Genomic DNA, 25183 nt, shown 5'->3' with positions numbered 1-25183 from the left:
TGCCTGCTCAGTGCAGGCATTTTCATTTCCCTGCTTCACTCACTTTCAGCGACATCAACCTGAATCTGTCCGGTGTCTACGCGTACTGGGTAGGTTTGCAAATCGCGATCACCTGGCTCTCGCAAACACTTGCCTGTTCGCACATCAAACACCGCACCATGCAATAAGCATTCAATAGTGCCCTCATCAAAAAAACCGGGGCTGAGTAACGCATTAGCATGAGGACAAACATCATCCATCGCAAAATATTCACCATCAATAATATAAATTCCAATACGTTTATCGCCGACACTCGCTGAAAAAGGCGAATCCGGTTTAACATACGATGCTTTGCATACGTTGACCCACCCCATAGAAACACTCCCCACATGCAGCATGCCAAAATTGAACTCACTACTATGAGTGTGTGCCAAATTCAGCTAATCGCCAGCGGTGGCATAAACAAAAAGGGCAAACCGAAGTTTGCCCTTTTATTGATATTGAGTCAGACGCTAAGGGTTACTCATCTTCAAGATAAGTGTAACCGTACAAGCCAGATTCGAACTCTTCCATAAACTGGGCTTGCAACTCAGTATCCAGATCCGTTTCTTTCACTTGATCATGGAACTGTTTCAGCAGTTTCTCTGGGTTCAGTTGAACATATTCCAGCATATCCGCGACGGTATCGCCTTCGTCTGTCTGTTCAAACTCAACAGTGCCATCAGGGAAGACATACACATCTACTGCGGCGGTATCACCGAATAAGTTGTGCATGTTGCCTAAGATTTCCTGATAAGCCCCAACCATAAAGAAGCCCAAAAGTGGCGGATTTTCTGCATCGTACGGCGGCATTGGCATAGTGGTTGCCACCCCATCACCATCAATATAATGGTCAATGGTGCCATCGGAATCACAAGTGATATCCAGCAAGACGGCGCGACGCTCTGGTGGCTTATCTAACCCTTCCAGTGGCAAGACCGGGAAGAGTTGGTCGATACCCCATGCATCCGGCATTGACTGGAACAGCGAGAAATTGACATACAGCTTATCGGCCATACGTTCTTGCAGCTCATCAATGATTGGCCGGTGTGCACGATTGCTTGGATCCAGTTGTTTTTGAATCTCATTACAAATGCTCAAATACAGTTCTTCAGCCCAAGCGCGTTGGGTCAGTTCCAACATGCCATGAGCATATTGAGTATGAACATCGTGCAAATCCATCTGGCTATCATGCAGCCATTCGCGTAGCGAGCGACGATTTTCTGGCTCTTGCATTTCCAGCCAAGTATCCCACAGGCTTTCCAGCGCACGTGGCGCATCAGTAGCGGGTGGTTGAGGTTCAGTGAATTCGTTACGTTCCACCCCAATCACGTTGGAAACCAGCACCGTATGGTGCGCGGTGACTGCGCGGCCCGATTCCGTAATGACGGTTGGATGCGGTAAACCGTGCTCATTACAAGCATCACCAATCCCCCAGATAACGTTGTTGGCATATTCATTCAAGCCATAGTTAACTGAGCAATCGGATTGTGAGCGTGTCCCTTCGTAATCCACACCTAAACCACCGCCCACATCGAAACACTGAATATTGACACCCAGTTTATGCAGTTCCACATAGAAACGGGCAGATTCACGCACACCGGTGGAAATATCACGAATGTTCGAGAGCTGTGAACCCAAATGGAAATGCAATAATTGCAGACTTTCGAGGCTGTTAGCTTCACGCAGCATATCAACTAGCTGCAATACTTGAGTGGCTGATAAACCAAATTTGGATTTTTCGCCGCCACTGGCCTGCCATTTACCAGAACCTTGTGACGCCAGACGTGCGCGAACCCCCAAGCGTGGTACAACATTCAAACGCTCGGCCTCTTCCAGTACCATTTTGATTTCTGACATCTTTTCGATGACCAGATAAACCTTGTGGCCCAGTTTTTCGCCGATCAACGCCAGACGGATATATTCACGGTCTTTATAACCATTACAAACGATAACTGAGCGAGTCATACCGGCATGCGCTAGAACGGCCATCATTTCCGCTTTAGAGCCCGCTTCCAACCCTAACGGCTCACCAGAATTAACTAATGACTCAATAACCCGCCGATGTTGGTTAACTTTAATGGGATAAACTAAAAAGTAATCGCCTTCATAACCAAACGACTCACGCGCACGTTTAAACGCACCATTAATTGAGCGCAGACGGTGTTGCAAAATTTGCGGGAAACAGAATAACGCTGGCAAGCGCTGCCCGCGATCCTTCTGCATATCTTTGACCAGTTGCGCCAGATCGACACGTGCCTCACGGACATCCGGATCAGGGCAGACACTGATATGACCCAGTTCATTGACGTCATAATAGTTGCCACCCCAGTAGGCGACGTTATACGTGCTCAGCATCTTGCTGGCATTACGATCATTCATGGCAACCTCCTGCATGGAGCGTAAAGAAATATGTGCGCCCGCAGCTGACGGACGGTCAATCAAGTTATCATCAGACATAATTCGCCTCTATTGCGATACTGACGATAAAGTCAGCTACTATCGCAGCTACAACCAGCAAGGACAACCCGCGTGAATGCCAAAATGGCAGGATATTGCGCTGAAAAGCGCACTCCACAAGCAGTTATCACTCAGCTATTCATTACCCAAACAGGGTAAAACACGTTTAAATGAAGAATACGTTGGACTGTAAATACGTATTGAGATTTTGTGAATCAGATTAGCCGCAAAGTCGCCAGGCCAGCCAGATTCAGTGCTTCAGGCAGTAATTAACCCGCCCGCGAATCCTGAGTTGCACCCATGTGGGTATAACATCGGGTTGATGGCGTACAAGAAAGGAAGGTTGCAAGGGGAGATTGAACGTCAGAACGACGTAGCTGTTGATGTGCAGCAACCAGTAGACAACGGATCATTAATCCAACCACCTCCACGCAAGCCGCTCATGATGAACGGACAAGACTTAATAAAATAGACAATTTAGGTAACAGTTCGATGACGCTGCCGTATCAGTGTTTACCTGCGATCCTGGCCCATTGTTGATGGCCCCATCACTCAGCGCAAAACACCGAAAACCTCACAATGAACGAATGTCATCTTCTGCCATCTTCATCATTGCATATCAAATAAGCTGCGCGCGCAGTTTATACCTATAACGCGGGCAAAATGCAAAATGAAAATGACCCGTAACTGTATCAAGCGGTAAATAAATCAAGCGACAACCAAAGTGAGAAATATCTTGATGCAAAAAGGGCTGGCATTAATGGGGAAAGCTGACCTAAAATAGACGTCCAGATGTTAATACATCCATACATTTTAATTGCTAGAATGCCTCTTGTGCCATAAACACATCAGGTTTCTTAATATAGATAGACTGCTAAAGGCTTTGCCTAAGGGTATTGTAAAGCGGAATGCAGCAATAACCTGTTAAGATTTGGGTTTCTGTTGCCTGGCTTCAATGCTATGCAGTGACTTTTCACTTGTATTCAAGGTAAAGAAAATAATGGCTAAACACCTATTTACGTCAGAATCCGTTTCTGAAGGGCATCCTGATAAAATCGCGGACCAAATTTCAGATGCGGTACTTGACGCAATTCTTGAACAAGACCCAAAAGCACGTGTTGCCTGCGAGACCTATGTCAAAACGGGTATGGTATTGGTTGGTGGCGAAGTCACCACTAACGCATGGGTTGATATCGAAGAGATCACCCGTCGTACCGTGCGCGAAATCGGTTATGTAAATTCTGAGATGGGTTTTGATGCGAACTCTTGTGCTGTGTTGAGCGCAATTGGTAAGCAGTCTCCTGACATCAACCAAGGTGTTGACCGTGCAGACCCACGGGAACAAGGTGCGGGTGACCAAGGTTTGATGTTCGGTTACGCCACCAACGAAACCAGCGTGTTAATGCCTGCGCCTATTACTTATGCTCACCGTTTGGTTGAACGTCAGGCTAAAGTGCGTAAAAACGGGACATTGCCATGGTTGCGCCCGGATGCCAAAAGTCAGGTGACTTTCCAGTATGACGACGGAAAAATTGTTGGTATCGACGCGGTAGTGCTGTCAACTCAGCACTCAGAAGATATCAATCAGAAAGATTTACATGAAGCGGTAATGGAAGAAATCATCAAGCCGGTTCTGCCTGCTGAGTGGATTACTGCATCGACCAAATACTTTATTAACCCAACTGGTCGTTTTGTTATCGGCGGCCCAATGGGTGACTGTGGTCTGACAGGCCGTAAAATTATCGTTGATACATACGGCGGTATGGCTCGTCATGGTGGCGGTGCATTCTCTGGTAAAGATCCATCCAAAGTTGACCGTTCAGCCGCCTATGCTGCTCGTTATGTTGCCAAGAATATTGTCGCGGCAGGGCTGGCGGATCGTTGTGAGATTCAAGTGTCTTACGCCATCGGCGTGGCAGAGCCAACCTCCATCATGGTGGAAGCATTTGGTACTGAGAAGATCCCAGCGGATCAACTCACTGCGCTGGTACGTGAATTCTTCGATCTGCGTCCATATGGTTTAATTGAAATGCTGGATCTGCTGCACCCGATCTATCGCGAAACCGCAGCCTATGGTCACTTTGGTCGTGAAAACTTCCCTTGGGAAAAAACCGACAAAGCCGCACTGTTGCGTGATGCTGCTGGCCTGAAATAAGTTTTCGCACCACCATTAAACGTGCAAAAACCCCGCTCTGCGGGGTTTTTTTATCACTCACATAGTTGATGAGTTACGTTAGCGATATCGACGATAGCGCTCAATCGCACTGAATATTCCCATCCCTGCCAGCATTGCTGCGACAAAGATAATGCCTTTGAACATCCCTGCCCCCACTAACACCAAGGCCGGCCCTGGGCATATCCCCGCCAGTCCCCAACCGATACCGAACAGTAAACTCCCCGAGATTAACCGCCTATCAATATGAGTCGCAGTGGGTAACTGGAGAGGCTGCCCCAGCAAACTGGTTTGACGCTTTTTGGCCCAAGTAAAACCTATGGTTGCCACCCCGACCGCAGCAGCCATCACCAATGCCAGCGAAGGATCCCACAGACCTCCAATATCCAGAAAACCGAGCACTTTCGCCGGATTTGCCATACCCGCAATAATCAAGCCTAGCCCAAAAATCAGCCCAGAGACCAATGAGAAAAGTAAATTCATATTCCCTTCCTACGTTAGCCTATCGACTAAGCGAATAAATGGCGAACAAGCCATACAGTGAGAAAGCCGGTAAACATAAAACTGAGTGTTGCTACCAGTGAACGCAATGAAAAACGCGCCAAGCCACAAACGCCATGTCCGCTGGTGCAGCCTGCGCCATAGCGGGTTCCGATCCCCACCAATAATCCTGCCACTATCAAAGTAGGGAAATCAGCCTCAATCTGGATTGCGGGTAGCACGGTGAAAAGTGAATAGATAAAAGGAGAAATAATCAGGCCGATGATGAAAGTGACGCGCCAAGAGATATCCCCGGATTTTGGTGGTAACAAGCCGCCTAAAATGCCACTAATACCGGCAATTCTGCCATTCCAGAGTAATAAGAGGGTCACTGCGATCCCCAATATTGCCCCACCTGCCAGTGCACTATAAGGGGTAAAGTTAGCCCAATCGATAGTCATACGCCCTCCTTCTCTTGCGGGCAGTAAAGCCGATAAAGCACTTCAAGCAGAGCCAGAATGTTATTATCAGCTATTGAATAAAAAATTCGTTTTCCCTCGCGGCGAGTGTTTACCAGCCCATCACTGCGTAGTACACCAAGCTGCTGTGACAGTGTTGGCTGGTGAATACCTAATGCCGCTTCCAATTCACCCACCGCTTTTTCTCCCTGGCTCAGTTGGCATAGCAATAGCAACCGATCCTCATTTGCCAATATGCGTAGCACATCACAAGCTTGCCCGGCCGCTTGCCGCATCAGGTCTACACTGATTTCTTTATCGCCATCCATAAGTATCCCTGACATTTATATTCAATATATATATTTATATTATATATTTTAATATAATGATCAACTAAAAATAGTTCTCTCTGCTGGCTTGCATCTGGATATCTGCCGTTTTATTCTTCCGCAATATGAGTTCACGAAGAATCCCCATCGCGTTACAGCAAGCAGTTATGCGCTGTCTGCGCCATAAATTACAGCTGGCAAACCAGCATCTTGGCACCGACTACCCTGAGCCAAAAATCAACTATCATCAACGTGGCACCAGCGCGGGTAGCGCCTATCTGCAATCCTTTGAAATTCGCCTCAATCCGGTTTTACTGCTGGAAAATCAACAGTCTTTTATTGATGAAGTTGTACCCCATGAGCTGGCGCACTTGCTGGTTTATCGTCAGTTTGGTCGCGTGGCTCCCCACGGTAAAGAGTGGCGTTGGATGATGGAACAAGTACTGCAAGTCCCGGCTAGCCGTACCCATCAGTTTGAAGTCGCCTCTGTGCGTAGCAAAACCTTTAATTATCAATGCAAGTGTCAGCAACACGCTCTGACTATTCGTCGCCACAATAAAGTGCAACGCGGTGAGAGTGAATACCGTTGCCGTCATTGTGGTGAAAAACTACAGTTCGTGGTCGTGAAAAGCTGTTAGATATTAATGTTATTTGTTATAAAACAGCATGTTAACTTGCCATTTATTGCCATTGTCTATAACCTGCCTGCTTTTCATTATCGGGCTGTTTTGAGACATGTTACGCAAACTTCTATTCCTGCTGGTTTTATCCTCCCCACTATTTGCCCCCACAAGCTACAGCCAGAGCATCAATAACTTTTCCCAAGCCAAGGCCGTCGCCGCAAAAATTAATCGCGATGCACCCGGTAGCTTTTATTGTGGATGCAAGATTAACTGGCAAGGTAAAAAAGGCATACCCGATCTAAAGAGTTGCGGCTATCAACCGAGAAAAAATGCCCAACGTGCGGCACGGATTGAATGGGAACATGTGGTTCCGGCTTGGCAATTTGGCCACCAGCGTCAATGCTGGCAACAAGGCGGGCGCAAGAATTGCGCTAAAGATCCCGTCTATCGCCAGATAGAGACTGACTTGCATAATCTGCAACCCGCTATTGGTGAAGTAAATGGTGATCGCAATAACTTCATGTATTCCCAATGGAATGGTGGCAATGGTCAATATGGCCAATGTGATATGAAAGTCGATTTCAAAAATAAGCAGGCAGAACCTCCAGCACGTGCGCGTGGGGCTATAGCACGGACTTATTTTTATATGCGCGATCAATATCAATTGCGTCTGTCCAAGCAGCAAAGCAAGCTATTTGAAATCTGGGATCGCCAGTACCCAGTCACTCGTTGGGAATGCCAACGCGATGAACGAGTAGCAAAAGCGCAAGGGAATCATAACCCTTATGTACAACAGGCTTGCCAGCAGCAAAAAGGCTAATCTAGTATACTGGTCAATATTTTCGTTTCAGGACGTCACTCATGCGAATACCCCGCATCTATCATCCGCAGCCTTTGCAGGCCAATACTGAACTGGCACTCAGCGATGAGGCGGCGAATCATGTCGGCCGCGTTCTGCGAATGGGCGAAGGGCAAAGTCTGCAATTATTTGATGGCAGTAATCAGGTTTTTGCGGCTGAAATTATCCGGGTTGATAAAAAAAACCTGATTGTCCGGCTGGCAGAGGGGCAGGTAGAAGATCGTGAATCCCCTTTAAATCTGCATTTAGGCCAGGTTATCTCCCGTGGGGAGAAAATGGAGTTTACGGTTCAAAAATCTATTGAACTGGGTGTCAATGTCATCACACCACTGTTCTCTGAGCGCTGCGGCGTAAAACTTGATGGCGAACGCTTGGCGAAGAAAATTCAGCAGTGGCAGAAAATTGCTATCGCCGCCTGCGAACAATGCGGGCGCAATACTGTCCCGAAAATTCGCGAAGCCATGCAGCTATCTGACTGGTGTGCAGAGCAAGATGACAGTCTGAAACTTAACCTGCACCCACGCGCCAGCAACAGCATCAATACCCTCCCCTCGTCACTTAACAAAGTACGTCTATTGATAGGCCCGGAAGGCGGTCTCTCTGGTGATGAAATTGCTATGACCTCGCGCCTTGGATTTACTGATATCCTGCTAGGACCACGCGTCCTGCGTACCGAAACTACCGCCCTTACCGCCATCACTGCTTTGCAGGTGCGGTTTGGCGATCTGGGATAAATTTTGTTCCCATTAGGAGAGAAGAATGATCAAGCTCGGCATCGTAATGGACCCAATCTCGTCCATTAATATTAAGAAAGACTCCAGCTTCGCCATGTTATTAGAAGCACAAAAGCGTGGTTGGGAACTGCATTACATGGAGATGGGTGACCTTTATCTGCGTGGTGGCGATGGTCGCGCCCGAACCCGCCTGCTGAGTGTGAAGCAAGACAAAGAAAGTTGGTTCAGCTTTGGCACAGAACAAGACCTGCCACTGCATGAACTTGATGTCATTTTGATGCGTAAAGACCCTCCATTTGATACTGAATTCATCTACGCCACCTATATTCTGGAGCGCGCAGAAGATAAAGGTACATTGGTGGTAAATAAGCCACAGAGCCTGCGCGACTGTAATGAGAAACTGTTTACTGCATGGTTCCCAGAACTGACCCCAGATACATTGGTTAGCCGCAGTAAAGACCATATCCGCAAATTCCATCAGGAACACGGCGATATCATCCTTAAACCTCTGGATGGTATGGGCGGTACATCTATATTCCGCGTGAAACAAGATGATCCAAACCTATCCGTCATTATTGAAACTCTGACTGAACTGGGTAGCCGCTTCTGTATGGCGCAAAACTTCCTGCCTGCTATTAAAGAAGGCGACAAGCGTGTGTTAGTGGTTGACGGCGAGCCAGTCCCATATTGCTTGGCACGTATCCCAGCTCAAGGTGAAACCCGGGGTAATCTGGCCGCTGGTGGTCGTGGTGAAGCTCGTCCACTGAGCGAAAGCGATTGGAAAATTGCTCGTGCCGTGGCCCCCGTTCTAAAGCAGAAGGGCTTAGTTTTTGTCGGTTTGGATATCATCGGTGATCGTTTGACTGAAATTAACGTCACCAGCCCAACATGCATTCGCGAAATTGAAGCTGCCTTCCCGGACGTTTCTATCACAGGTATGCTGATGGATGCGATTGAAGTTCGTTTAGCGGATAAAAAAGCGTAATTCGCCTCCCCAAAAAAATTAAAGTTGCAGTCAATCCCGATGAGCTTACTCCGGTAAGTGATTCGGGTACTTCCCTCTCCCTCTGTAATTTGCAGCATCACAAGCATCTAAATATAAACACAGAGCTAAAATTTCTTTCTAGGAAATATTCTATATTTAATTAAGAAAAATAGTCTACTAATACTCTCATTGTAATTCTTAATAAATAAAAAGACTAATTCATCATGATTATTTTCTAGGAAATATTCTCGGTTTACTTAGAGTAATGTCCAAACCAACAATAACACTTCATTAAGTTTATTTTAAAACTCAATTTTAATGTTCTTTTAATCCCATATAGACACAAAACTTAAATGAAAGAACACTTTTCCCCTCTGATATAGTAACCACCTGCAAGCCATTAAAATAAACCAACAAAATCAACATCTTAATCAACATGAAAACTAATAACCATGATGCTATAATCTAGAATTAATCCTGAAAAAAATATTAAAAAAATATTAAATACAAAAAACAGATCTTGTAGCACGAAAGTAACGTGTTGATTGGATTATTTTTCATCTATATCTTTGCCGCATCGATTGTTAAGCAATCCTCTCTATTCTATTTGATATATTTAAATCAGGATTAAACGAAACCATGAAAAAGCAAATTGTATTACGTACACGTGTATTGCCATTATCACTTATTGTCTCTGCGTTAGTATCTGGTAATGCTACCTCCAGCTCGAGTACTTTAGTTATTGATACAAAGAAAGAGACAGCGACAATAACCGAAACTAAAACATTGCTTGAAAAATTAGCGGAAGACAAAGCACAGTTAGCAAAACAAGCACAACAAGATGCTGATCTAGCGGCCAAGCATGCCGCAGATAAAGCGAAAATAGCGCAACAAGCTCAGATAGAAAAAAGCCTAATAGTGGCTAAAAAACGCCAAGCTGAAAAGGAAAGACAAGAAACATTACATATAGCTGAAAAAATTAAAGAAAATAATGCTAACGCACAAAAAAAACTCGAAGAAAAAACTAAAGAAAAAAATTTTGCAGAACAACGACTTACTATTCTAAAGAATATTGTAGAAAAACAGCAGCAAGCCCTAGCCTCAGCAAATAGTGAGCTTAAAACATTAGAAGAAAAAGCGGCTAAATTAAAAAAAGAAAATGAAGAGTCCAAGACTCCCCCTGGTTTCATAAACATTGGTGAGCAAGAATTAAAAGATGTTTTAAAAGAGATTGATCAGACAAATGAGTTAATTAACTTATCCAATGAAATGATAAAAAATATGAGTGGGAATATAGCGATCGAGCAAAATAAAGCTGCTGACGCAGAAATATTGATCAATGAGGCGAAGCAGGACATTAAAAGTGCAGAAAGCAGTCTGAACAATACTAATGACTTCATCAAAAAAATAGAAAATGAAGTTAAAGAGTTAAAAGAAAAGAAAGAGTTAGCTGAAACCCAAGAAGCTAAAGCTACAGCTGAAAAAGAAGAGGCTGAGAAGCAACAACAAATTAAGAATGAATTAAAAATAGAGACAGAAAAACAAGCAAATGAAGCCCAACAACAAGCTAACAAAGAGAAAATGACAATCATTGTTACTAAAGTTAACAAAAGTAACTTAACCGCGAAAGCAGGCACATATATTACCGTTAGTAAAGATGCCAGCACGCTGGATGCCAAAATTAACGGTGGCATTCAAAAGGTGCTCGCCGGTGGTGTAGCCAAAGGCAGTATTATCACTGACGACGGCAAAGTAGTTCTGGAAACTGATTCTCTGGCGGAAAATACTGTCGTTGAAAATGGTACCCTAACCAATGACTCGGGCACGGATATCGGTACTGTTGTCATGGCTGACGGCAAGTATATTCTGACCGGTACCGCCCTCTCTAAAAATGCCGTGATTAATGGTAATGAAGCCACCCTTTATCATGGTGATCACACCGTCGATCCATACACTCTGAATCCAGAGGTGCTGATCACTGACCAAGCTCAGACCAAAGACATGGCGATTAACCTCCGTGCCATGGCGATGCTGAACAGTAAAGACGCTAACATGAGTAACACTCAGGTATCGGGCATGTTGTACAACGAAGCCGGCACTGACACCGGGACAAATATCGTTGCGGGCGGTGTACTTATCGTCAACGGCACTGATGCCCTTTCCGTTAGTGCCAATATCGCCAAAGGTGGCGAGGCAGTAGTGGTTAATGGCGGGACAGCCAGCAATATGGTCAGTGCCGGTAATGTCACGGCTGCTAATGGCGGTATCATAAATACCTTAACCATGAGCGGCGGTAACTTCGACTTGCAGGAAGGCGCTCAAGTTAATGGCCTTAACGCAACTCGCAGTACCATTACCGCGCAAGGTGCTTTAAACGGGGCTGTACTTCATAGTTCCACGATAAATATCAGCAATACTGCCACAGTATCTGGTGCACTGAATGCGGATAAAGACAGCATTATCGATATATTTGCCCGCGCTAATACAGCAAAAACGGATTTATACTTAGCGGGGCAGATGAATTTCTTGGCGAGCGAGCCGGAAGAAGCTCGTGGCCTGCGCACTAAACGCAGTGCTGTCCGTACCCTTGCCGCACCACAGGGCACACAACATCGCTTTAAGTCTGTGGTACTGGATGGCGGTGTCGTGGACTTAACTCAAGTAACCAATAATACCCAACTGCAAATGGGGACATTGAGTGGTAAAGGTACTTTTAAACTGAACACCTTGAGCAATGCCACCGGTGCACCGATTCAGGTCATTGGCAAAGCTGACGGTAGCTTTGATATTGAAGTGAAGGACAGTGGTACCACGCCAACTAACTTGAATGTCGTCCAAGTCGGTAGCGGCAGCAGCGCCCACTTTAAGCTAAACAGCACGATCAGTCAGGGGAACTATCAATATGACCTGGTTGATGCTGGCAATGGCACCTTCAAGTTAGTCGCTAATACCAGCAAACTGACCGCCAGTACCGCGGGTATCCTGGCAGTGGCAAATACCAGCCCGGTGATTTTTAATGCCGAACTGAGCTCAGTCAATAACCGCTTAGACCGACTGGCTACTTTTTCGCATGATGATGGTGTCTGGCTGACTTACTTGAACAACAATTTCAAGGTTAATGGCACTGCGACCAACTTCGATCAAACCTTAAATGGTCTGACATTGGGGGCAGATAAAACCGCAGAGATGGATAATGGCAGTTTCACATTCGGTGGCTTTGCCAGTCACAGTCATTCATCAGTTAAAACGGATTATCAAAGCAGTGGCAAAGTGGATAGTTACGCGCTAGGTGCTTATGCACTATATCAACATCATACGGGTTACTTCGTTAATGGCGTGTTGAAAACTAACCAGTTCAGTCAGGATGTCAATATCGCCATGCGCGGAGCGGAGGCAGCAAAAGGGACATCAAAATTTGCAGGCCTTGGTCTGGCCGTAAAAGCGGGTAAGAATATTCAGCGGGGTGCGCTATCTGTCACGCCTTATGTCGGCATCAGCGGCTTCAATGGATTTAACGATAACTATAAGTTATCTAATGGTATGCAAGCCCAAAGCAAAAGTAACCAGTCGGTTATTGGCACCGTTGGCGTGAACACTGGTTATCAGATCAAATTGAAAAATGGCGCGACTATCAAGCCCTATGCCATGTTGTCGGTAGATCAGGAGTTTGCTAAAGGCAACAAGATGATGATTAACAACGAGCAGTTCAGCAATGATTTATCCGGTACTCGTGGGAATGTTGGTCTGGGGATGAATGCTCAGTTAACCAAAAATGTTTCGCTGACTTCTGAAGTGAAATTTGCCAAGGGTAAGAATATCTCTTCTCCGGTGACAGCGAATGTTGGCATCAGCTATAGCTTCTAATGAAAACAAGCTAAATCATTAACAACAAATGCGGGGGTGGCGTTTTTCTGAGCGCTGCCCCCGTGACTTTACCGGCATTTATCCGCATACTGACATCAGTTCACCCCTTAACTCAGCGAATCCCCTATATAACATAATGAATTTACAGCATCACTTTCTTATCGCTATGCCTTCATTGCAGGATCCTCAATTTATGCGCTCGGTAATCTATATCTGCGAGCATAACGAAGAGGGTGCAATGGGTCTGGTGATTAACAAACCCCTGGAGCAGTTCACCGTAGAGACGGTGCTGAAAAAACTGAAAATCACCCCATCACCACGTGATCCGGCAATCCGATTGGATAAGCCGGTATTGTCGGGTGGCCCACTGGCAGAAGATCGTGGGTTTATCCTGCATTCGCCGCGGGAAGGTTTTGGTTCCAGCATCCCGATTTCAGCAGAGACCATGATAACCACCTCCAAAGACGTATTGGAGACGTTAGGCACATCGGAGCAACCTAAAAATCTGCTGGTCGCACTGGGTTATGCGGGCTGGCAGCAGGGGCAATTAGAACAGGAATTGCTGGATAATGCTTGGCTGACCATTGAAGCAGATACTGACATTCTATTTCACACCCCCATCTCTGAACGCTGGCAAGCGGCGGCAAATAAGTTGGGCATTAATATCTTTAATATTGCTCCGCAAGCAGGGCACGCTTAATGGCTAATCGCACGATTATCGCCTTTGATTTTGGGACTAAGAGTATCGGTGTGGCTATCGGGCAGGAAGTTACTGGCACCGCCAGAGCGCTGACCTCATTTAAAGCGCAGGACGGCACACCAGACTGGCAAAAAGTTGAAAAACTGCTGAAAGAGTGGCAACCAGACTTAGTGGTTGTCGGGTTGCCGCTGAATATGGATGGCACCGAACAGCCACTGACAGCCCGGGCGCGCCGGTTTGCCAACCGCCTGCATGGGCGTGTTGGTGTACAGATAGCCTTACAAGATGAACGCCTCAGTACCGTTGAGGCTCGCGCTAATTTGTTTGACAGTGGGGGCTATCGTGCGCTGGACAAGGGCAGTGTTGACGCGGCTTCAGCAGTCATCATTCTGGAAAGTTGGTTTGATGAACAGGCTGGCTGAGTGAATTCCCGTGACTTTATCACCCACTGTTTTCCACTTTCCATTTTTATGGTCTGACCCGGCCCCTCCTGCATAGCATGGCACCCAAGCCCGTGGAATTGTATACTACCTTTATACCTTTCTTGCTTAACGCGCGGGTTGCTCACCGCCTACCCGCGCCGCTAAATTATTTAGGTATGCGCCAATCAGCGGCTTAAAATATTGCACACCCCTCGCGGGTGTTTTTTACATTTATTGAGGTTTTCTCATGACAAAAGTAACTGTTGCTGCGACTCAAATGGCCTGTTCTTGGGACCTGCCTAAGAACATCGAAAATGCCGAAAAGCTGGTACGCCAGGCACACGCCAAAGGCGCACAGATAATCCTGATTCAGGAGCTGTTTGCCGCACCTTATTTCTGTATTGATCAAAGCCCAGAACACTATGCTCTGGCCCAAGAGCTGGACAATAGCCCGTTGATTCAACACTTTTCCAAGCTAGCGGCAGAGCTGGAAGTCGTGTTGCCATTGAGTTTCTTTGAGAAAGCCAACAATGCTTATTATAACTCGCTGGTGATGATTGATGCCGATGGCACCGTTATGGATGTCTACCGTAAAACGCACATTCCTAATGGCCCGGCTTATCAAGAAAAACAGTTCTTTATCCCCGGCGATACTGGCTTTAAAGTCTGGCAGACTCGCTACGCTAAGGTTGGTGTCGGTATTTGTTGGGATCAGTGGTTCCCGGAAACGGCCCGCAGTCTGGCACTCCTTGGGGCTGAAGTCATTTTCTACCCAACGGCCATTGGTTCAGAACCTGCTTTCCCTGACATCGACAGCCAGCCGCACTGGACCCGTGTCCAGCAGGGCCATGCCGCAGCAAATCTGGTGCCAGTGATTGCCTCTAACCGTATCGGTACTGAGAAAAGTAAATTCATCGACGGCTTGGAGATGACCTTCTACGGCTCATCATTTATTGCTGACCAAACTGGCGCTCTGCTGGCTCAAGCCAACAAAACGGATGAAGCGGTTTTAGTGCATGAATTTGATTTGCAGGAAATCGCCGCCCAACGCGCATCATGGGGTTTGTTCCGCGATCGCCGCCCGGAAATGTATCAGGCATTAGCCACTTCTGACGGTAAGACCCGGAGATAATTTATGTCTGCACAGGACAAGATTTTACAAGGTTCATCCGCATTGTCGGGTACTCCATTGCAGGATGGTTTCTTTATGCCTGCAGAATGGGCCAAGCAGGATGCCGTCTGGATGTTATGGCCATATCGTCAAGATAACTGGCGCGGCAAAGGCATTCCTGCACAGCAAACATTTGCTAAAGTTGCGCAAGCCATCAGCCGCACAACTCCTGTTTTTATGGGCGTGCCCGCTGAGTTTATGGCACAGGCAAAAGCCACTCTACCTGCCAGTGTCACACTGGTAGAAATGGCCAGTGATGATGCCTGGATGCGTGATACCGGGCCAACCATGGTCATTAATGGTGCTGGCGAGCGCCGCGCAGTTGACTGGCAATTTAATGCTTGGGGTGGTCTTAACGGCGGCTTGTATAGTGACTGGCAGCAAGATGAAAAAGTTGCCGTTCAAGTCAGTGACTATCTAAATAATGCTCATTACAGCGCCCCATTGGTGCTCGAAGGTGGCTCCATTCATACTGATGGTGAAGGCACCTTACTCACCACCGCTGAATGTTTACTGAACCCCAACCGCAATCCGCATTTGAATCAGGCGCAAATTGAACAGTTGTTGCGTGAATATCTTGGTGTCACGCATTTCATCTGGTTACAGGACGGCGTGTATAACGATGAGACTGATGGTCACATCGATAATATGTGCTGCTTTGTACGTCCAGGAGAAGTTGCACTGCATTGGACTGACGATCAGCAAGATCCTCAATACGCACGTTCAGTGGCTGCTTTTGAGGTGTTATCCAATGCCGTCGATGCCCAAGGCCGTAAGCTGAAGATCTGGAAGCTACCAGCCCCTGGGCCGCTGTATAACACTGAAGCCGAAACATTCGATGTATTGTCCAGTGATGCAGTACCCCGTACCGCCGGTGAGCGGTTGGCAGGATCTTATGTCAACTTTCTGATCAGTAATCAGCAGATTATTTATCCACTGCTCGATAGCCGTACAGATGGGCTTGCGCAGGATCTATTGCAGCAGATGTTCCCCGATTATGCGATTGTCGGTGTCCCTGCCCGTGAGATCCTATTGGGCGGGGGTAATATTCACTGTATTACCCAACAGATCCCAGCAGCATAATTTTCTTAAAGATCACCTGAATCTTCTAATTCGGGTGATCTTTTACGGTTACCCAGCATCCCCTGCTTTTGCCGCTGCACAATGCTCTGCTCAAAAGTTTGCATTCCCCATTGCCCACCAGCTTGTATCACCGTAGGTAATTGGTAGGTTTTACCTTCACGAATCAAATGGCTGGCTGCGGTTGTTTGTGTCAGCACTTCAAATATAGCAATTCGCCCTCCCCCCACTTTCGAGCACAACTTTTGCGCGATAACCCCGCGTAAACTGGCGGCTAACTGCGCCTGAATGACCATTTTCTCTACAGCAGGAAAAACATCCACTAACCGATCCACCGCCTGAGTTGCCGTACGGGTATGCAATGTTGCCAATACCAGATGCCCGGTTTCAGCCGCGGTCAGCGCCAACCTAATCGTTTCTTGATCCCGTAATTCCCCTAGCAAAATAATATCTGGATCCTGCCGTAGCGCCCCACTTAAAGCACTGCTAAAAGAATGGGTATGACAGCCTAACTCCCGCTGCTGGATCAAACATAATTTACTGTTATGGATAAACTCGATCGGATCCTCCAACGTGATAATGTGACGTGCTTGCTGCTGATTCATGGCATTAACCATCGCGTTCAATGTAGTGGATTTGCCACTGCCTGTGGCACCAGTAACCAGAATCAAACCATTCTCTTGTTCAATAAGTTGATTAATAATCTGCGGGGCATCTAATTCCTCCAATACCGGACAATTGGCTGAAATTAAACGAAAAGCTACCGACACCCCTTGCCGTTGCTGAAAAATATTCGCCCGCAACCGTTGGCCTATGGACGTGGTGTAAGCACAATCTACCTGCCCCATGTGCAGTAACTGATGTTGCTGCGCCTCACTCAGCAAATGCCGACTAAGCCCATTGAGCCATGAAGCACTGATTTGTGGCCAATGCGCCAAGGTCTTCAATTCTCCCGCTATGCGTAATACTGGGTGATAACCGGTACAAAGGTGCAGATCCGATGCATTATGATTTACACTAGCCGCCACCTTATTTTCGAAATCCTGTTCAGTGAAATCCATATCAAACTCCTGGGGCCATATGAGTACAATTGAGCGAAATCTACAGGATGTCAGAGCGAGAATCGCAACCGCTGCACGCAATTGCGCACGTTCTCCAGAAGAAGTGACATTACTTGCGGTCAGTAAAACTAAGCCTGTGACCGCTATCGAAGAAGCCATCGCCGCTGGGCAATATGCCTTTGGCGAAAACTATGTGCAGGAAGGGGTGGATAAAATCCACTATTTTGCTGATAGCCCCCATGCAGCTAATCTTGAATGGCACTTTATCGGCCCACTGCAATCCAATAAAAGCAAATTAGTGGCAGAAAATTTTGCTTGGTGCCATACCGTCGACAGGCTCAAAATTGCACAACGACTCAGTGCCCAACGCCCGGGCGAGATGCCCGCGTTGAACATACTGATTCAAGTCAATATCAGCGATGAGCAAAGTAAATCCGGTATTACCTTGGCAGAATTACCTGCATTAGCGGCCAGTATTAGCGATTTACCTAACCTACATTTACGTGGGCTGATGGCCATTCCTGCGCCAGAAACAGATTATCAACGCCAACTGGCCGTATTTGAGCAAATGAATCAGGCATTCTTGACTTTAAAAGCCAGCTACCCTCAGATGGATACGCTTTCCATGGGGATGACAGATGACATGGCAGCCGCCATTGCGGCGGGTAGCACGTTAGTGCGTATTGGCACCGCCATATTTGGCTCTCGCGCGTAAACATTCGATATCATCGGGCCACGGTTGAGGCGCTAACGCCACAGCGGCTTCAAGTACGACGGGTAAAGGAGAACTGACTCAATGCAGCATCGCAATATTACATTCATTGGCGCGGGCAATATGGCACGCGCAATTATCGCAGGTTTGATTGCCGGTGGTTACCCTGCCCAAATGATCAGCGTTTGCGCACCTTCAGGTAAAAATCGCGATGCTTTGGCCGCTGAATTTGGTGTTATCAGCACTGATGATAATATCGCCGCAGCACAAAAAGCCGAGGTGGTGGTTTTGGCGGTCAAGCCTCAATTAATGGCGACGGTATGTCAGCCATTGCAAGAAAATATCGATTTCACCGGTAAACTGGTGCTCTCCATTGCCGCTGGTGTGCAAGTTGAACGTTTCTATGCGTTATTGGGGAATAAAAAACTCAATCTGGTACGTATTATGCCAAATACTCCATCGCTGGTAGGCAAAGGGATGAGCGGTCTTTATGCACCAGAACAGGTGTCTACTGCCGACCGTGATTTTACAGCTTCACTGATGAGTTCGGTCGGAAAAGTCTGCTGGGTGAATGATGAAAGTGGCATCAATAGCGTGATTGCTGCCGCAGGCAGTGCACCTGCTTATTTCTTCCTGTTTATGGAAGCCATGCAGCAAGAAACTGAACGGCTAGGTTTTGACAGTGAAACCGCCCGCCTGCTGGTACAACAGGCCGCTTCAGGCGCCACCGCACTGGTGGAAGCCAACCCGCAATTGCCTCTTGCGACATTACGCGAACAGGTCACTTCTAAAGGAGGAACCACGGCGGAGGCAATACGGGTATTTAATGAACAACATTTAACAGAAACTGTTGCCAGCGCGATGCAAGCAGCCATCGCACGCGCAAAAGAGATGGAAAAGTTGTTCTAGCGGCAGTAAAAATTTACAAAATCCGACACTGCCCCTGTCACTTTCTCGTTAAGATAGGGGTCTATAAGTATGCGAGTACATTTCCGTTTGTACGTATATTCCAATATTAAGGACTAAGGCAACTCATGCTAACGCTGACTTTTCTGGCCAAAACGGTCATTGACCTATATGTGATGGTACTGCTGTTGCGCATCTGGATGCAGTGGGTTCACAGCGATTTTTACAACCCATTCTCGCAATTTGTAGTGAAAATAACCCAGCCAATTGTTGGCCCATTGCGCCGGATCATCCCCTCTCTGGGGCCTATCGACAGTGCCTCGTTGCTGCTGGCATTCCTGTTGATGACCATTAAATACCCGCTGCTGGTACTAATTCAGAGCGGCTCAATGTCAGTTAGCCTGTACAATCTGCTGTTCGGTGTGATTTCGCTGGTGAAAGCAGCCGGTTATCTGATTTTCTGGGTAATGATTATTCGAGCATTAATGAGCTGGGTCAGTCAGGGCCGCAGCCCGATGGACTACCTGCTGTATCAGTTAACTGAACCATTAATGGCACCGATTCGTCGTATTTTACCTGCTATGGGCGGTATCGATTTCTCCGCGATGGTGGTCATCCTTATCCTGTATCTGATCAATTATTTAGGTATGGATTTGCTAGGCGAGCTTTGGTTCGTGCTGTGAGTGTAGTCACCCCCTTGCTGGACGGGCTGATGCTCAGGCTATATATTCAGCCGAAAGCCAGCCGTGATCAGATAGTCGGTTTACATGGCGATGAACTCAAAGTCGCCATTACCGCCCCACCTGTTGATGGTCAGGCTAATGCCCATTTGGTTAAATTTATCGCGAAACAGTTCAAAGTTGCGAAAAGCCAAGTGATTATCGAAAAAGGTGAATTGGGGCGGCATAAACAGATCAAAATCGTTAACCCGCAACAGATCCCGTCAGAAGTTGCGGCACTGCTCGAATAGCAGAGACTTTCCGCTAGAATTGGGCGGCTGACAGTCAGCCCAAATGAAATTCAGGACCCTTCCATGCAAAAAGTAGTATTAGCTACCGGTAACCCCGGCAAAGTGCGTGAACTGGCAAACTTGCTGGCCGATTTTGGTTTGGATGTTGTCGCGCAAACCGAGCTGGGTGTCGAGTCTGCCGAAGAGACAGGCTTAACCTTTATCGAGAACGCCATATTAAAAGCGCGTCACGCGGCACTGACCACCGGTTTACCCGCTATCGCCGATGACTCAGGTTTGGCTGTTGATGCTTTAGGCGGTGCGCCGGGGATCTACTCTGCTCGCTATGCCGGCCCTGATGCCAGTGATCAAGAGAATCTTGAGAAGCTACTTGTTGCATTAAAAGATATTCCAGATGGGCAGCGCGGAGCACAATTCCACTGCGTGCTGGTCTATATGCGCCATGCTGAAGATCCAACCCCATTGGTGTTTCACGGCCAATGGCCAGGTGAGATTGCTCATCAGCCTGCCGGTACGGCTGGATTTGGCTATGATCCTATTTTCTATGTCCCCGAATTAGGTAAGACCGCTGCGGAATTAACCCGCGAAGAGAAGCATGCGGTTTCGCATCGTGGTCAGGCCCTAAAACTGATGTTGGATGCTCTGCGCAATGCTTAAATTACCACCGCTGAGTCTCTACATTCACATCCCTTGGTGTGTGCAAAAGTGCCCTTACTGTGACTTTAATTCCCATGCACTAAAAGGCGATGTGCCCCATCAGGAATATGTAGAGCACGTGCTAGCGGACTTGGATGCCGACGTGCCATTGGTCGGTGACCGTGAAATCAGCACTATTTTTATTGGTGGAGGCACCCCCAGTTTACTCAGTGCTGAAGCCATGCAGCAGTTGCTTGATGGTGTTCGTGCCAGATTATCTGTTGCTGTTGACGCTGAAATTACCATGGAAGCCAATCCCGGGGCGGTTGAAGCAGATCGCTTTAGTGGCTATCAACGCGCCGGTATCAATCGCATCTCTATTGGTGTGCAAAGTTTTAGTGCCCAGAAGTTAACGCGTTTGGGGCGGATACACGGGCCAAATGAAGCGAAACGCGCCGCAGAACTGGCAACCTCATTGAACCTGCGCAGTTTTAATCTGGACTTGATGCACGGCTTGCCGGATCAATCGCTGGAGGAAGCGCTGGACGATTTGCGCCAAGCCATCGCATTGAACCCTCCTCATCTGTCTTGGTATCAGCTCACTATTGAGCCAAACACCGGTTTCAGTTCGCGCCCACCGACACTGCCGGATGACGACGCGCTGTGGGATATTTTCCAACAAGGGCATCAGTTACTTAGCGCCGCTGGCTATCAGCAATATGAAACTTCTGCCTATGCTAAACCGGGTTACCAATGTCAGCACAATCTTAACTACTGGCGCTTTGGTGATTATCTGGGGATTGGCTGTGGTGCGCACGGCAAAGTCACCTTCAGCGACGGGCGTATTTTACGCACGATAAAAACCAAGCATCCCCGTGGTTTTATGCAGGGTAACTATCTGGATAAGCAATACGAAGTAGAGGCTGCGGATCGGCCTTTTGAGTTCTTTATGAACCGTTTCCGCTTGCTGGAGGCCGCACCGCGTGCAGATTTTACCCATTTTACCGGGTTGCCCGAAAGCACCATTCGCCCACAGTTAGACGCCGCATTAGCAAAAGAATACTTAATTGAGACAGAGGAGTACTGGCAGATTACCGAGAAAGGTAAGTTATTCCTTAACTCGCTGTTAGAGCTGTTTTTGTAAGTCTGATGGATAAAAGCAGGCTCAGGCGGTATTTTCGGCCCGAGCCTGCTTACTCTATCAATTAAGAGATTTGAGTAAATCCTTCCGCTGCTGCTCCAGTGCCGTCACGCGCCCACACACTTCGTGTCCGAACTGCTGGAAGTCCTGTTCCTGATTGTTCCATTCGTTTTGGATAGCCTGCTGTAGCCCACCCAAATTACCCATAATGGCCTGCAATGGATTATTTCCCCCACTGCCACTGGTAGCTTGCTTGACACCCATCTCATTCAAGCTATCTTGCAATACCCCCCCCATACTTTGCTGTACCAACTGACGGCCATCTTTTTCTACTTGATCAATGGCCTGATGGTGGAAGGTTAAGCCATCACTGCGTTTTTCAATAATGCGGCTCATTTGTTGCTTGAGCTGGTCATTCAAGGTGGTCAGCCGGTTGCGCACATTACTGTTGCTCCCCAACTGCTGAACAATCACTTTATCCAGCGAAACCCGCGCTTTTTCGAGATGCTGTTGAGCGCCCTGATCTATCCAAGGTAAATCTTTACGCAATGCAGTCTGATAGCGAAAAGCTTGTTGGCGCTGCACATCGGTCAACGTTAATGTCTTGCCATTGCGGATAACATCACCGTCAGGCGAAATCTGTAAATTACCACTGGCCCCAACCACCTGTACGGATTGCGGGCTGATAATCACATCATCCTGCGGTTTTACGCTGCATTGATAGTCAGCTTGCGCCTGCCAAGCGGTGAACATTAATACCGCCAGACCCACAGTTCGCCATACTTTCATTTTAGGTAACATAAGACTCCTAAGAAACTGTGCCATACAATATTCCTATGGCTTTATCGCTAGTTATAACGTACTAGTCCCCACCCGACGTAGGGGAGCAGTCCTAAAAAATGGAGCGGCCAATCCGCTGCGCCAATAGTTCTAAGGCAGCCGTTCCGGCAAGAGAGTTCCCTGCACGGTCTAGTTCCGGTGACCAAACCGCAATACACAACTCATCGGGCACGATGGCAATAATCCCACCACCGACACCGGACTTGCCGGGCATACCCACACGGAAGGCAAACTCACCCGCCCCATCATACATGCCACTGGTAATCATCAGCGCATTGATTTGTCGCGCCTGCATTGGTGTAATCAATGATTCATGCTCACCAATACTGCGCCCCTGATTCGCCAGATAGACAAAACAGCGAGCCAGCTCGACACAGCTCATGCGTATAGCACAGTAGTGGAAATAGGTTTGAAGCACCGTCAGCACATCATTGTTGAAATTGCCAAAAGACTTCATCAGATAGGCGATGGCAGCATTACGATCGGAATGTTCAAATTCCGATCGAGCCACACGAGAATCGTAACTGATGCTATCGTCATTAACGAGTTGGCGCACCACTTCCAACATCCGCTGCTTCGGAGCACTTAGGCGGCTTTGCAGCATATCGCATACCACTAGCGCCCCTGGATTAATAAAAGGATTGCGCGGTTTACCCTTTTCTAATTCTAACTGAACCAAAGAGTTAAAAGGTTGGCCGGAGGGTTCTTTGCCCACCCGTTGCCACACATCTTGCTCAGGATAACGAGATAAAGCCAAAGTCAGACTTAATACTTTCGAAATCGACTGAATAGAGAAGCGTTCATCAGCATCTCCAGCCTGAAATAGGGTGCCATCCAGCGTGCAGACCGCAATACCCAGCTTGCCCGGGGAAACCTCAGCCAAAGCGGGAATATAATCAGCCACTTTTCCCTGACCAATCAACGGCCGAACTTGCTGCAAGATATCCGCCAACAAGGCATTATCTAAATCTGTTGCCACAGCGATGCTCCCAATAAATTGCCAGTAACTGCTTTCGCTAACTGCGCCTGATAAAAACAAAGGCGCCTGCTTAGGCGCCCTTATTCATTATCTGCCGTCATAACGGAAGATCAATCCCACCAAATATCAAATAGCTCAGTGGTTTCTACATTTTTCATTTTGCGGGCTTCCAGCCATTTGGTCACCAACTCACGGTGTTCATCGGTACAATGGCCGATCTCTTGCAGACAAATCAGACCTTCCCACTGCATATAGCCACTGCCATCAAATGCCAGACCGTTTGCTTCAATAACTTCATCGATAAAATCATCGACAGTTTTATCAATCACTTCAACACTGGTCCCTTCAGGGAAGGTCCACTGCACAGAAAAACCTAACTCCTGAAACTCATCGATATGCATCTTTTTGCGTAAACGACGACTACGATTCTTAGCCATTATTCTTTCCTCTCAAACATCAGATCCCAAACGCCATGTCCCAGACGCTGGCCACGTAATTCAAATTTTGTCAGCGGACGTGAGTCCGGACGAGGAACATAATCATTCTGTTCAGACAGGTTGCGGTATCCGTTCGCACCTGACATCACCTCCAACATATGTTCCGCATAATGCTGCCAGTCGGTCGCCATATGGAACACGCCACCCACTTTTAATTTACTTTTTACTAATTCGACAAAAGGAGCCTGAACGATACGACGTTTATTATGGCGTGCTTTGTGCCATGGGTCAGGGAAAAACAGCTGAACCATGTCCAACGATGCATCCGGGATCATATTTTCCAACACTTCGACCGCATCATGGCACATCACTCTCAAGTTACTCAGCCCCGCTTCATGGGCCGAGCCAAGACAAGCGCCGACACCTGGAGAGTGAACTTCTATTCCCAGAAAGTTCTGCTGTGGATTATTGGCGGCCATAGCCACCAGCGAAGTTCCCATACCAAATCCGATCTCTAATACAACCGGCGCTTCACGGCCAAATAATGCAGTTAAATCAACAGGGGTCGCCTGATATTCTACGCCCATCACCGGCCAGTAGTTATCGAGCGCCTGTTGTTGGCCCTTGGTCAGGCGCCCCTGACGGCGAACAAAACTACGAATACGCCGCATGGCACGGCCATTTTCATCAAATTCCGGGGATATGACGTCATTTATCATGGTGCTTTCTGTCTGTTGGTTGCGGATGTGAACGCGCATTATGCAAAGATACGCCAGTTTATCAACTATGGACGTCATAAGTACAAAATTAAGCTGTAAATATCCTATATATCCCTAATATTAGCGATTCAGGCGAGTGAGCGCCGATGAGCTTACTGAGGTAAGTGATTCGGGCGAGTGAGCGCCGCTAACACCGCTGTGGTGCCAAATACAAAAATTCCCCGAAGTAGTTGGTATCACAGCAAGGCAGCAAACGAATGAGTCCCGATGAGCTTACTGAGGTAAGTGATTCGGGCGAGTGAGCGCCGCTAACACCGCTGTGGTGCCAAATACAAAGGGGAAAGGCGGAAAGTTCCGGTTTACAGCCACTAAACTCTATGCTGCAATCCAGCCCTCATTTATTTATCTGCCGGATATCGATACCTG

26 protein-coding genes are annotated in these 25183 nt (G+C 47.4%); 16 read left to right on the top strand and 10 right to left on the bottom strand.

Annotated elements, in window-relative coordinates; translation table 11 throughout:
* Nucleotides 1-35: 35 nt before the first annotated feature.
* Nucleotides 36-353, bottom strand: coding sequence for a non-heme iron oxygenase ferredoxin subunit (locus ACIOG0_RS03865; protein ID WP_050097979.1), 318 nt, complete (start codon nucleotides 351-353; stop codon nucleotides 36-38).
* A 145-nt stretch (nucleotides 354-498) separates the two neighbouring features.
* Nucleotides 499-2478 (bottom strand): biosynthetic arginine decarboxylase, encoded by a 1980-nt coding sequence (gene speA, locus ACIOG0_RS03860; RefSeq protein ID WP_050140241.1) that lies wholly within the window; start codon nucleotides 2476-2478, stop codon nucleotides 499-501.
* Between the two features lie 1000 nt (nucleotides 2479-3478).
* Here speA and metK point away from each other — a divergent pair.
* Complete coding sequence (metK, locus tag ACIOG0_RS03855; protein ID WP_050097976.1) at nucleotides 3479-4633, top strand: methionine adenosyltransferase; 1155 nt, start codon at nucleotides 3479-3481, stop codon at nucleotides 4631-4633.
* Between the two features lie 78 nt (nucleotides 4634-4711).
* Here metK and ACIOG0_RS03850 read toward each other — a convergent pair whose 3' ends face one another.
* The 3 genes from ACIOG0_RS03850 to ACIOG0_RS03840 are packed head-to-tail and all read right to left on the bottom strand — an operon-like array spanning nucleotide 4712 to nucleotide 5918.
* Nucleotides 4712-5134: a YeeE/YedE family protein gene (locus tag ACIOG0_RS03850; RefSeq protein ID WP_050296070.1), complete on the bottom strand. Its 423-nt coding sequence runs from the start codon at nucleotides 5132-5134 to the stop codon at nucleotides 4712-4714.
* A 26-nt stretch (nucleotides 5135-5160) separates the two neighbouring features.
* Nucleotides 5161-5592 (bottom strand): YeeE/YedE family protein, encoded by a 432-nt coding sequence (locus tag ACIOG0_RS03845; protein WP_050097974.1) that lies wholly within the window; start codon nucleotides 5590-5592, stop codon nucleotides 5161-5163.
* Complete coding sequence (locus tag ACIOG0_RS03840; protein ID WP_050097973.1) at nucleotides 5589-5918, bottom strand: metalloregulator ArsR/SmtB family transcription factor; 330 nt, start codon at nucleotides 5916-5918, stop codon at nucleotides 5589-5591. Before ACIOG0_RS03840 ends, ACIOG0_RS03845 begins: the two co-directional genes overlap by 4 nt.
* A gap of 125 nt (nucleotides 5919-6043) precedes the next feature.
* Between ACIOG0_RS03840 and ACIOG0_RS03835 the strand changes: the two genes are divergently transcribed.
* The 9 genes from ACIOG0_RS03835 (at nucleotide 6044) to aguA (ending at nucleotide 16359) form a co-directional block, all read left to right on the top strand.
* A complete protein-coding gene (locus ACIOG0_RS03835) occupies nucleotides 6044-6556 on the top strand; it encodes a SprT family zinc-dependent metalloprotease (RefSeq protein WP_050097972.1) in 513 nt (170 codons plus the stop codon).
* Nucleotides 6557-6653: 97 nt separating this feature from the next.
* Entirely contained in the window at nucleotides 6654-7361 is a 708-nt protein-coding gene (endA, locus tag ACIOG0_RS03830) for a deoxyribonuclease I (RefSeq protein WP_050097971.1), read from the top strand.
* Between the two features lie 41 nt (nucleotides 7362-7402).
* Nucleotides 7403-8134 carry a 16S rRNA (uracil(1498)-N(3))-methyltransferase gene (rsmE, locus tag ACIOG0_RS03825; protein WP_128451592.1) on the top strand — a complete coding sequence of 244 codons (732 nt, stop codon included), beginning with the start codon at nucleotides 7403-7405 and terminating at the stop codon, nucleotides 8132-8134.
* A gap of 25 nt (nucleotides 8135-8159) precedes the next feature.
* Nucleotides 8160-9119 carry a glutathione synthase gene (gshB, locus tag ACIOG0_RS03820; protein WP_050097969.1) on the top strand — a complete coding sequence of 320 codons (960 nt, stop codon included), beginning with the start codon at nucleotides 8160-8162 and terminating at the stop codon, nucleotides 9117-9119.
* Nucleotides 9120-9758: 639 nt separating this feature from the next.
* Entirely contained in the window at nucleotides 9759-12983 is a 3225-nt protein-coding gene (locus ACIOG0_RS03815; RefSeq protein WP_404704931.1) for an autotransporter outer membrane beta-barrel domain-containing protein, read from the top strand.
* 136 nt (nucleotides 12984-13119) lie between these two features.
* Entirely contained in the window at nucleotides 13120-13683 is a 564-nt protein-coding gene (locus ACIOG0_RS03810; protein WP_050098164.1) for a YqgE/AlgH family protein, read from the top strand.
* Nucleotides 13683-14105 (top strand): Holliday junction resolvase RuvX, encoded by a 423-nt coding sequence (ruvX, locus tag ACIOG0_RS03805; protein ID WP_404704930.1) that lies wholly within the window; start codon nucleotides 13683-13685, stop codon nucleotides 14103-14105. Before ACIOG0_RS03810 ends, ruvX begins: the two co-directional genes overlap by 1 nt.
* Nucleotides 14106-14352: 247 nt before the next feature.
* Entirely contained in the window at nucleotides 14353-15237 is an 885-nt protein-coding gene (aguB, locus tag ACIOG0_RS03800; RefSeq protein WP_050097967.1) for an N-carbamoylputrescine amidase, read from the top strand.
* A gap of 3 nt (nucleotides 15238-15240) precedes the next feature.
* A complete protein-coding gene (aguA, locus tag ACIOG0_RS03795; protein ID WP_050097966.1) occupies nucleotides 15241-16359 on the top strand; it encodes an agmatine deiminase in 1119 nt (372 codons plus the stop codon).
* A gap of 5 nt (nucleotides 16360-16364) precedes the next feature.
* Here the strand turns inward: aguA and ACIOG0_RS03790 are convergent, their stop codons facing one another.
* The gene (locus ACIOG0_RS03790; RefSeq protein ID WP_128451594.1) at nucleotides 16365-17417 is read right to left on the bottom strand and encodes a type IV pilus twitching motility protein PilT; all 1053 of its coding nucleotides are present in this window, start codon (nucleotides 17415-17417) and stop codon (nucleotides 16365-16367) included.
* Between the two features lie 19 nt (nucleotides 17418-17436).
* On the opposite strand from ACIOG0_RS03790, the gene ACIOG0_RS03785 reads away from it, so the two are divergent.
* The 6 genes from ACIOG0_RS03785 (at nucleotide 17437) to hemW (ending at nucleotide 21785) form a co-directional block, all read left to right on the top strand.
* A complete protein-coding gene (locus tag ACIOG0_RS03785) occupies nucleotides 17437-18132 on the top strand; it encodes a YggS family pyridoxal phosphate-dependent enzyme (RefSeq protein ID WP_050097965.1) in 696 nt (231 codons plus the stop codon).
* A gap of 81 nt (nucleotides 18133-18213) precedes the next feature.
* Complete coding sequence (proC, locus tag ACIOG0_RS03780) at nucleotides 18214-19038, top strand: pyrroline-5-carboxylate reductase (RefSeq protein ID WP_050140235.1); 825 nt, start codon at nucleotides 18214-18216, stop codon at nucleotides 19036-19038.
* 125 nt (nucleotides 19039-19163) lie between these two features.
* Complete coding sequence (locus ACIOG0_RS03775; protein WP_050097963.1) at nucleotides 19164-19718, top strand: YggT family protein; 555 nt, start codon at nucleotides 19164-19166, stop codon at nucleotides 19716-19718.
* On the top strand, nucleotides 19715-20005 hold the full coding sequence (yggU, locus tag ACIOG0_RS03770) for a DUF167 family protein YggU (protein WP_050097962.1): 291 nt from the start codon (nucleotides 19715-19717) through the stop codon (nucleotides 20003-20005). Before ACIOG0_RS03775 ends, yggU begins: the two co-directional genes overlap by 4 nt.
* Before the next feature lie 63 nt (nucleotides 20006-20068).
* Complete coding sequence (locus tag ACIOG0_RS03765; protein WP_050097961.1) at nucleotides 20069-20662, top strand: XTP/dITP diphosphatase; 594 nt, start codon at nucleotides 20069-20071, stop codon at nucleotides 20660-20662.
* Nucleotides 20655-21785, top strand: coding sequence for a radical SAM family heme chaperone HemW (hemW, locus tag ACIOG0_RS03760; RefSeq protein ID WP_050140234.1), 1131 nt, complete (start codon nucleotides 20655-20657; stop codon nucleotides 21783-21785). The genes ACIOG0_RS03765 and hemW overlap by 8 nt, the downstream gene beginning before the upstream one ends.
* A 57-nt stretch (nucleotides 21786-21842) precedes the next feature.
* Here hemW and ACIOG0_RS03755 read toward each other — a convergent pair whose 3' ends face one another.
* From ACIOG0_RS03755 to trmB, 4 genes are all read right to left on the bottom strand, one after another.
* The gene (locus ACIOG0_RS03755; protein ID WP_050097959.1) at nucleotides 21843-22583 is read right to left on the bottom strand and encodes a DUF2884 domain-containing protein; all 741 of its coding nucleotides are present in this window, start codon (nucleotides 22581-22583) and stop codon (nucleotides 21843-21845) included.
* 91 nt (nucleotides 22584-22674) lie between these two features.
* Nucleotides 22675-23601: a glutaminase B gene (gene glsB / locus ACIOG0_RS03750; protein WP_050098162.1), complete on the bottom strand. Its 927-nt coding sequence runs from the start codon at nucleotides 23599-23601 to the stop codon at nucleotides 22675-22677.
* Nucleotides 23602-23711: 110 nt separating this feature from the next.
* Complete coding sequence (locus ACIOG0_RS03745; RefSeq protein ID WP_050097958.1) at nucleotides 23712-24038, bottom strand: YggL family protein; 327 nt, start codon at nucleotides 24036-24038, stop codon at nucleotides 23712-23714.
* Nucleotides 24038-24757, bottom strand: a complete 720-nt coding sequence (gene trmB, locus ACIOG0_RS03740; protein WP_050098161.1) for a tRNA (guanosine(46)-N7)-methyltransferase TrmB — start codon at nucleotides 24755-24757, stop codon at nucleotides 24038-24040. The genes ACIOG0_RS03745 and trmB overlap by 1 nt, the downstream gene beginning before the upstream one ends.
* Nucleotides 24758-25183: the final 426 nt, after the last annotated feature.

The sequence above is a fragment of the Yersinia vastinensis genome (assembly GCF_044905075.1).
Taxonomy (GTDB): Bacteria; Pseudomonadota; Gammaproteobacteria; order Enterobacterales; family Enterobacteriaceae; genus Yersinia; species Yersinia vastinensis.
This window is presented reverse-complemented; position numbering and strand designations above follow the sequence as displayed.

Coding starts and splice junctions, on each gene's coding strand:
- ACIOG0_RS03775 (WP_050097963.1), top strand. CDS start 19,164: ATGCTAACGCTGACTTTTCTGGCCAAAACGGTCATTGACCTATATGTG.
- ACIOG0_RS03765 (WP_050097961.1), top strand. CDS start 20,069: ATGCAAAAAGTAGTATTAGCTACCGGTAACCCCGGCAAAGTGCGTGAA.
- proC (WP_050140235.1), top strand. CDS start 18,214: ATGCAGCATCGCAATATTACATTCATTGGCGCGGGCAATATGGCACGC.
- rsmE (WP_128451592.1), top strand. CDS start 7,403: ATGCGAATACCCCGCATCTATCATCCGCAGCCTTTGCAGGCCAATACT.
- endA (WP_050097971.1), top strand. CDS start 6,654: ATGTTACGCAAACTTCTATTCCTGCTGGTTTTATCCTCCCCACTATTT.
- metK (WP_050097976.1), top strand. CDS start 3,479: ATGGCTAAACACCTATTTACGTCAGAATCCGTTTCTGAAGGGCATCCT.
- ACIOG0_RS03745 (WP_050097958.1), bottom strand. CDS start 24,038: ATGGCTAAGAATCGTAGTCGTCGTTTACGCAAAAAGATGCATATCGAT.
- ACIOG0_RS03755 (WP_050097959.1), bottom strand. CDS start 22,583: ATGTTACCTAAAATGAAAGTATGGCGAACTGTGGGTCTGGCGGTATTA.
- aguB (WP_050097967.1), top strand. CDS start 14,353: ATGACAAAAGTAACTGTTGCTGCGACTCAAATGGCCTGTTCTTGGGAC.
- ACIOG0_RS03815 (WP_404704931.1), top strand. CDS start 9,759: ATGAAAAAGCAAATTGTATTACGTACACGTGTATTGCCATTATCACTT.
- ACIOG0_RS03785 (WP_050097965.1), top strand. CDS start 17,437: ATGAGTACAATTGAGCGAAATCTACAGGATGTCAGAGCGAGAATCGCA.
- ACIOG0_RS03790 (WP_128451594.1), bottom strand. CDS start 17,417: ATGGATTTCACTGAACAGGATTTCGAAAATAAGGTGGCGGCTAGTGTA.
- aguA (WP_050097966.1), top strand. CDS start 15,241: ATGTCTGCACAGGACAAGATTTTACAAGGTTCATCCGCATTGTCGGGT.
- ruvX (WP_404704930.1), top strand. CDS start 13,683: ATGGCTAATCGCACGATTATCGCCTTTGATTTTGGGACTAAGAGTATC.
- ACIOG0_RS03845 (WP_050097974.1), bottom strand. CDS start 5,592: ATGACTATCGATTGGGCTAACTTTACCCCTTATAGTGCACTGGCAGGT.
- speA (WP_050140241.1), bottom strand. CDS start 2,478: ATGTCTGATGATAACTTGATTGACCGTCCGTCAGCTGCGGGCGCACAT.
- ACIOG0_RS03840 (WP_050097973.1), bottom strand. CDS start 5,918: ATGGATGGCGATAAAGAAATCAGTGTAGACCTGATGCGGCAAGCGGCC.
- ACIOG0_RS03810 (WP_050098164.1), top strand. CDS start 13,120: ATGAATTTACAGCATCACTTTCTTATCGCTATGCCTTCATTGCAGGAT.
- ACIOG0_RS03835 (WP_050097972.1), top strand. CDS start 6,044: ATGAGTTCACGAAGAATCCCCATCGCGTTACAGCAAGCAGTTATGCGC.
- ACIOG0_RS03850 (WP_050296070.1), bottom strand. CDS start 5,134: ATGAATTTACTTTTCTCATTGGTCTCTGGGCTGATTTTTGGGCTAGGC.
- trmB (WP_050098161.1), bottom strand. CDS start 24,757: ATGATAAATGACGTCATATCCCCGGAATTTGATGAAAATGGCCGTGCC.
- hemW (WP_050140234.1), top strand. CDS start 20,655: ATGCTTAAATTACCACCGCTGAGTCTCTACATTCACATCCCTTGGTGT.
- gshB (WP_050097969.1), top strand. CDS start 8,160: ATGATCAAGCTCGGCATCGTAATGGACCCAATCTCGTCCATTAATATT.
- ACIOG0_RS03865 (WP_050097979.1), bottom strand. CDS start 353: ATGGGGTGGGTCAACGTATGCAAAGCATCGTATGTTAAACCGGATTCG.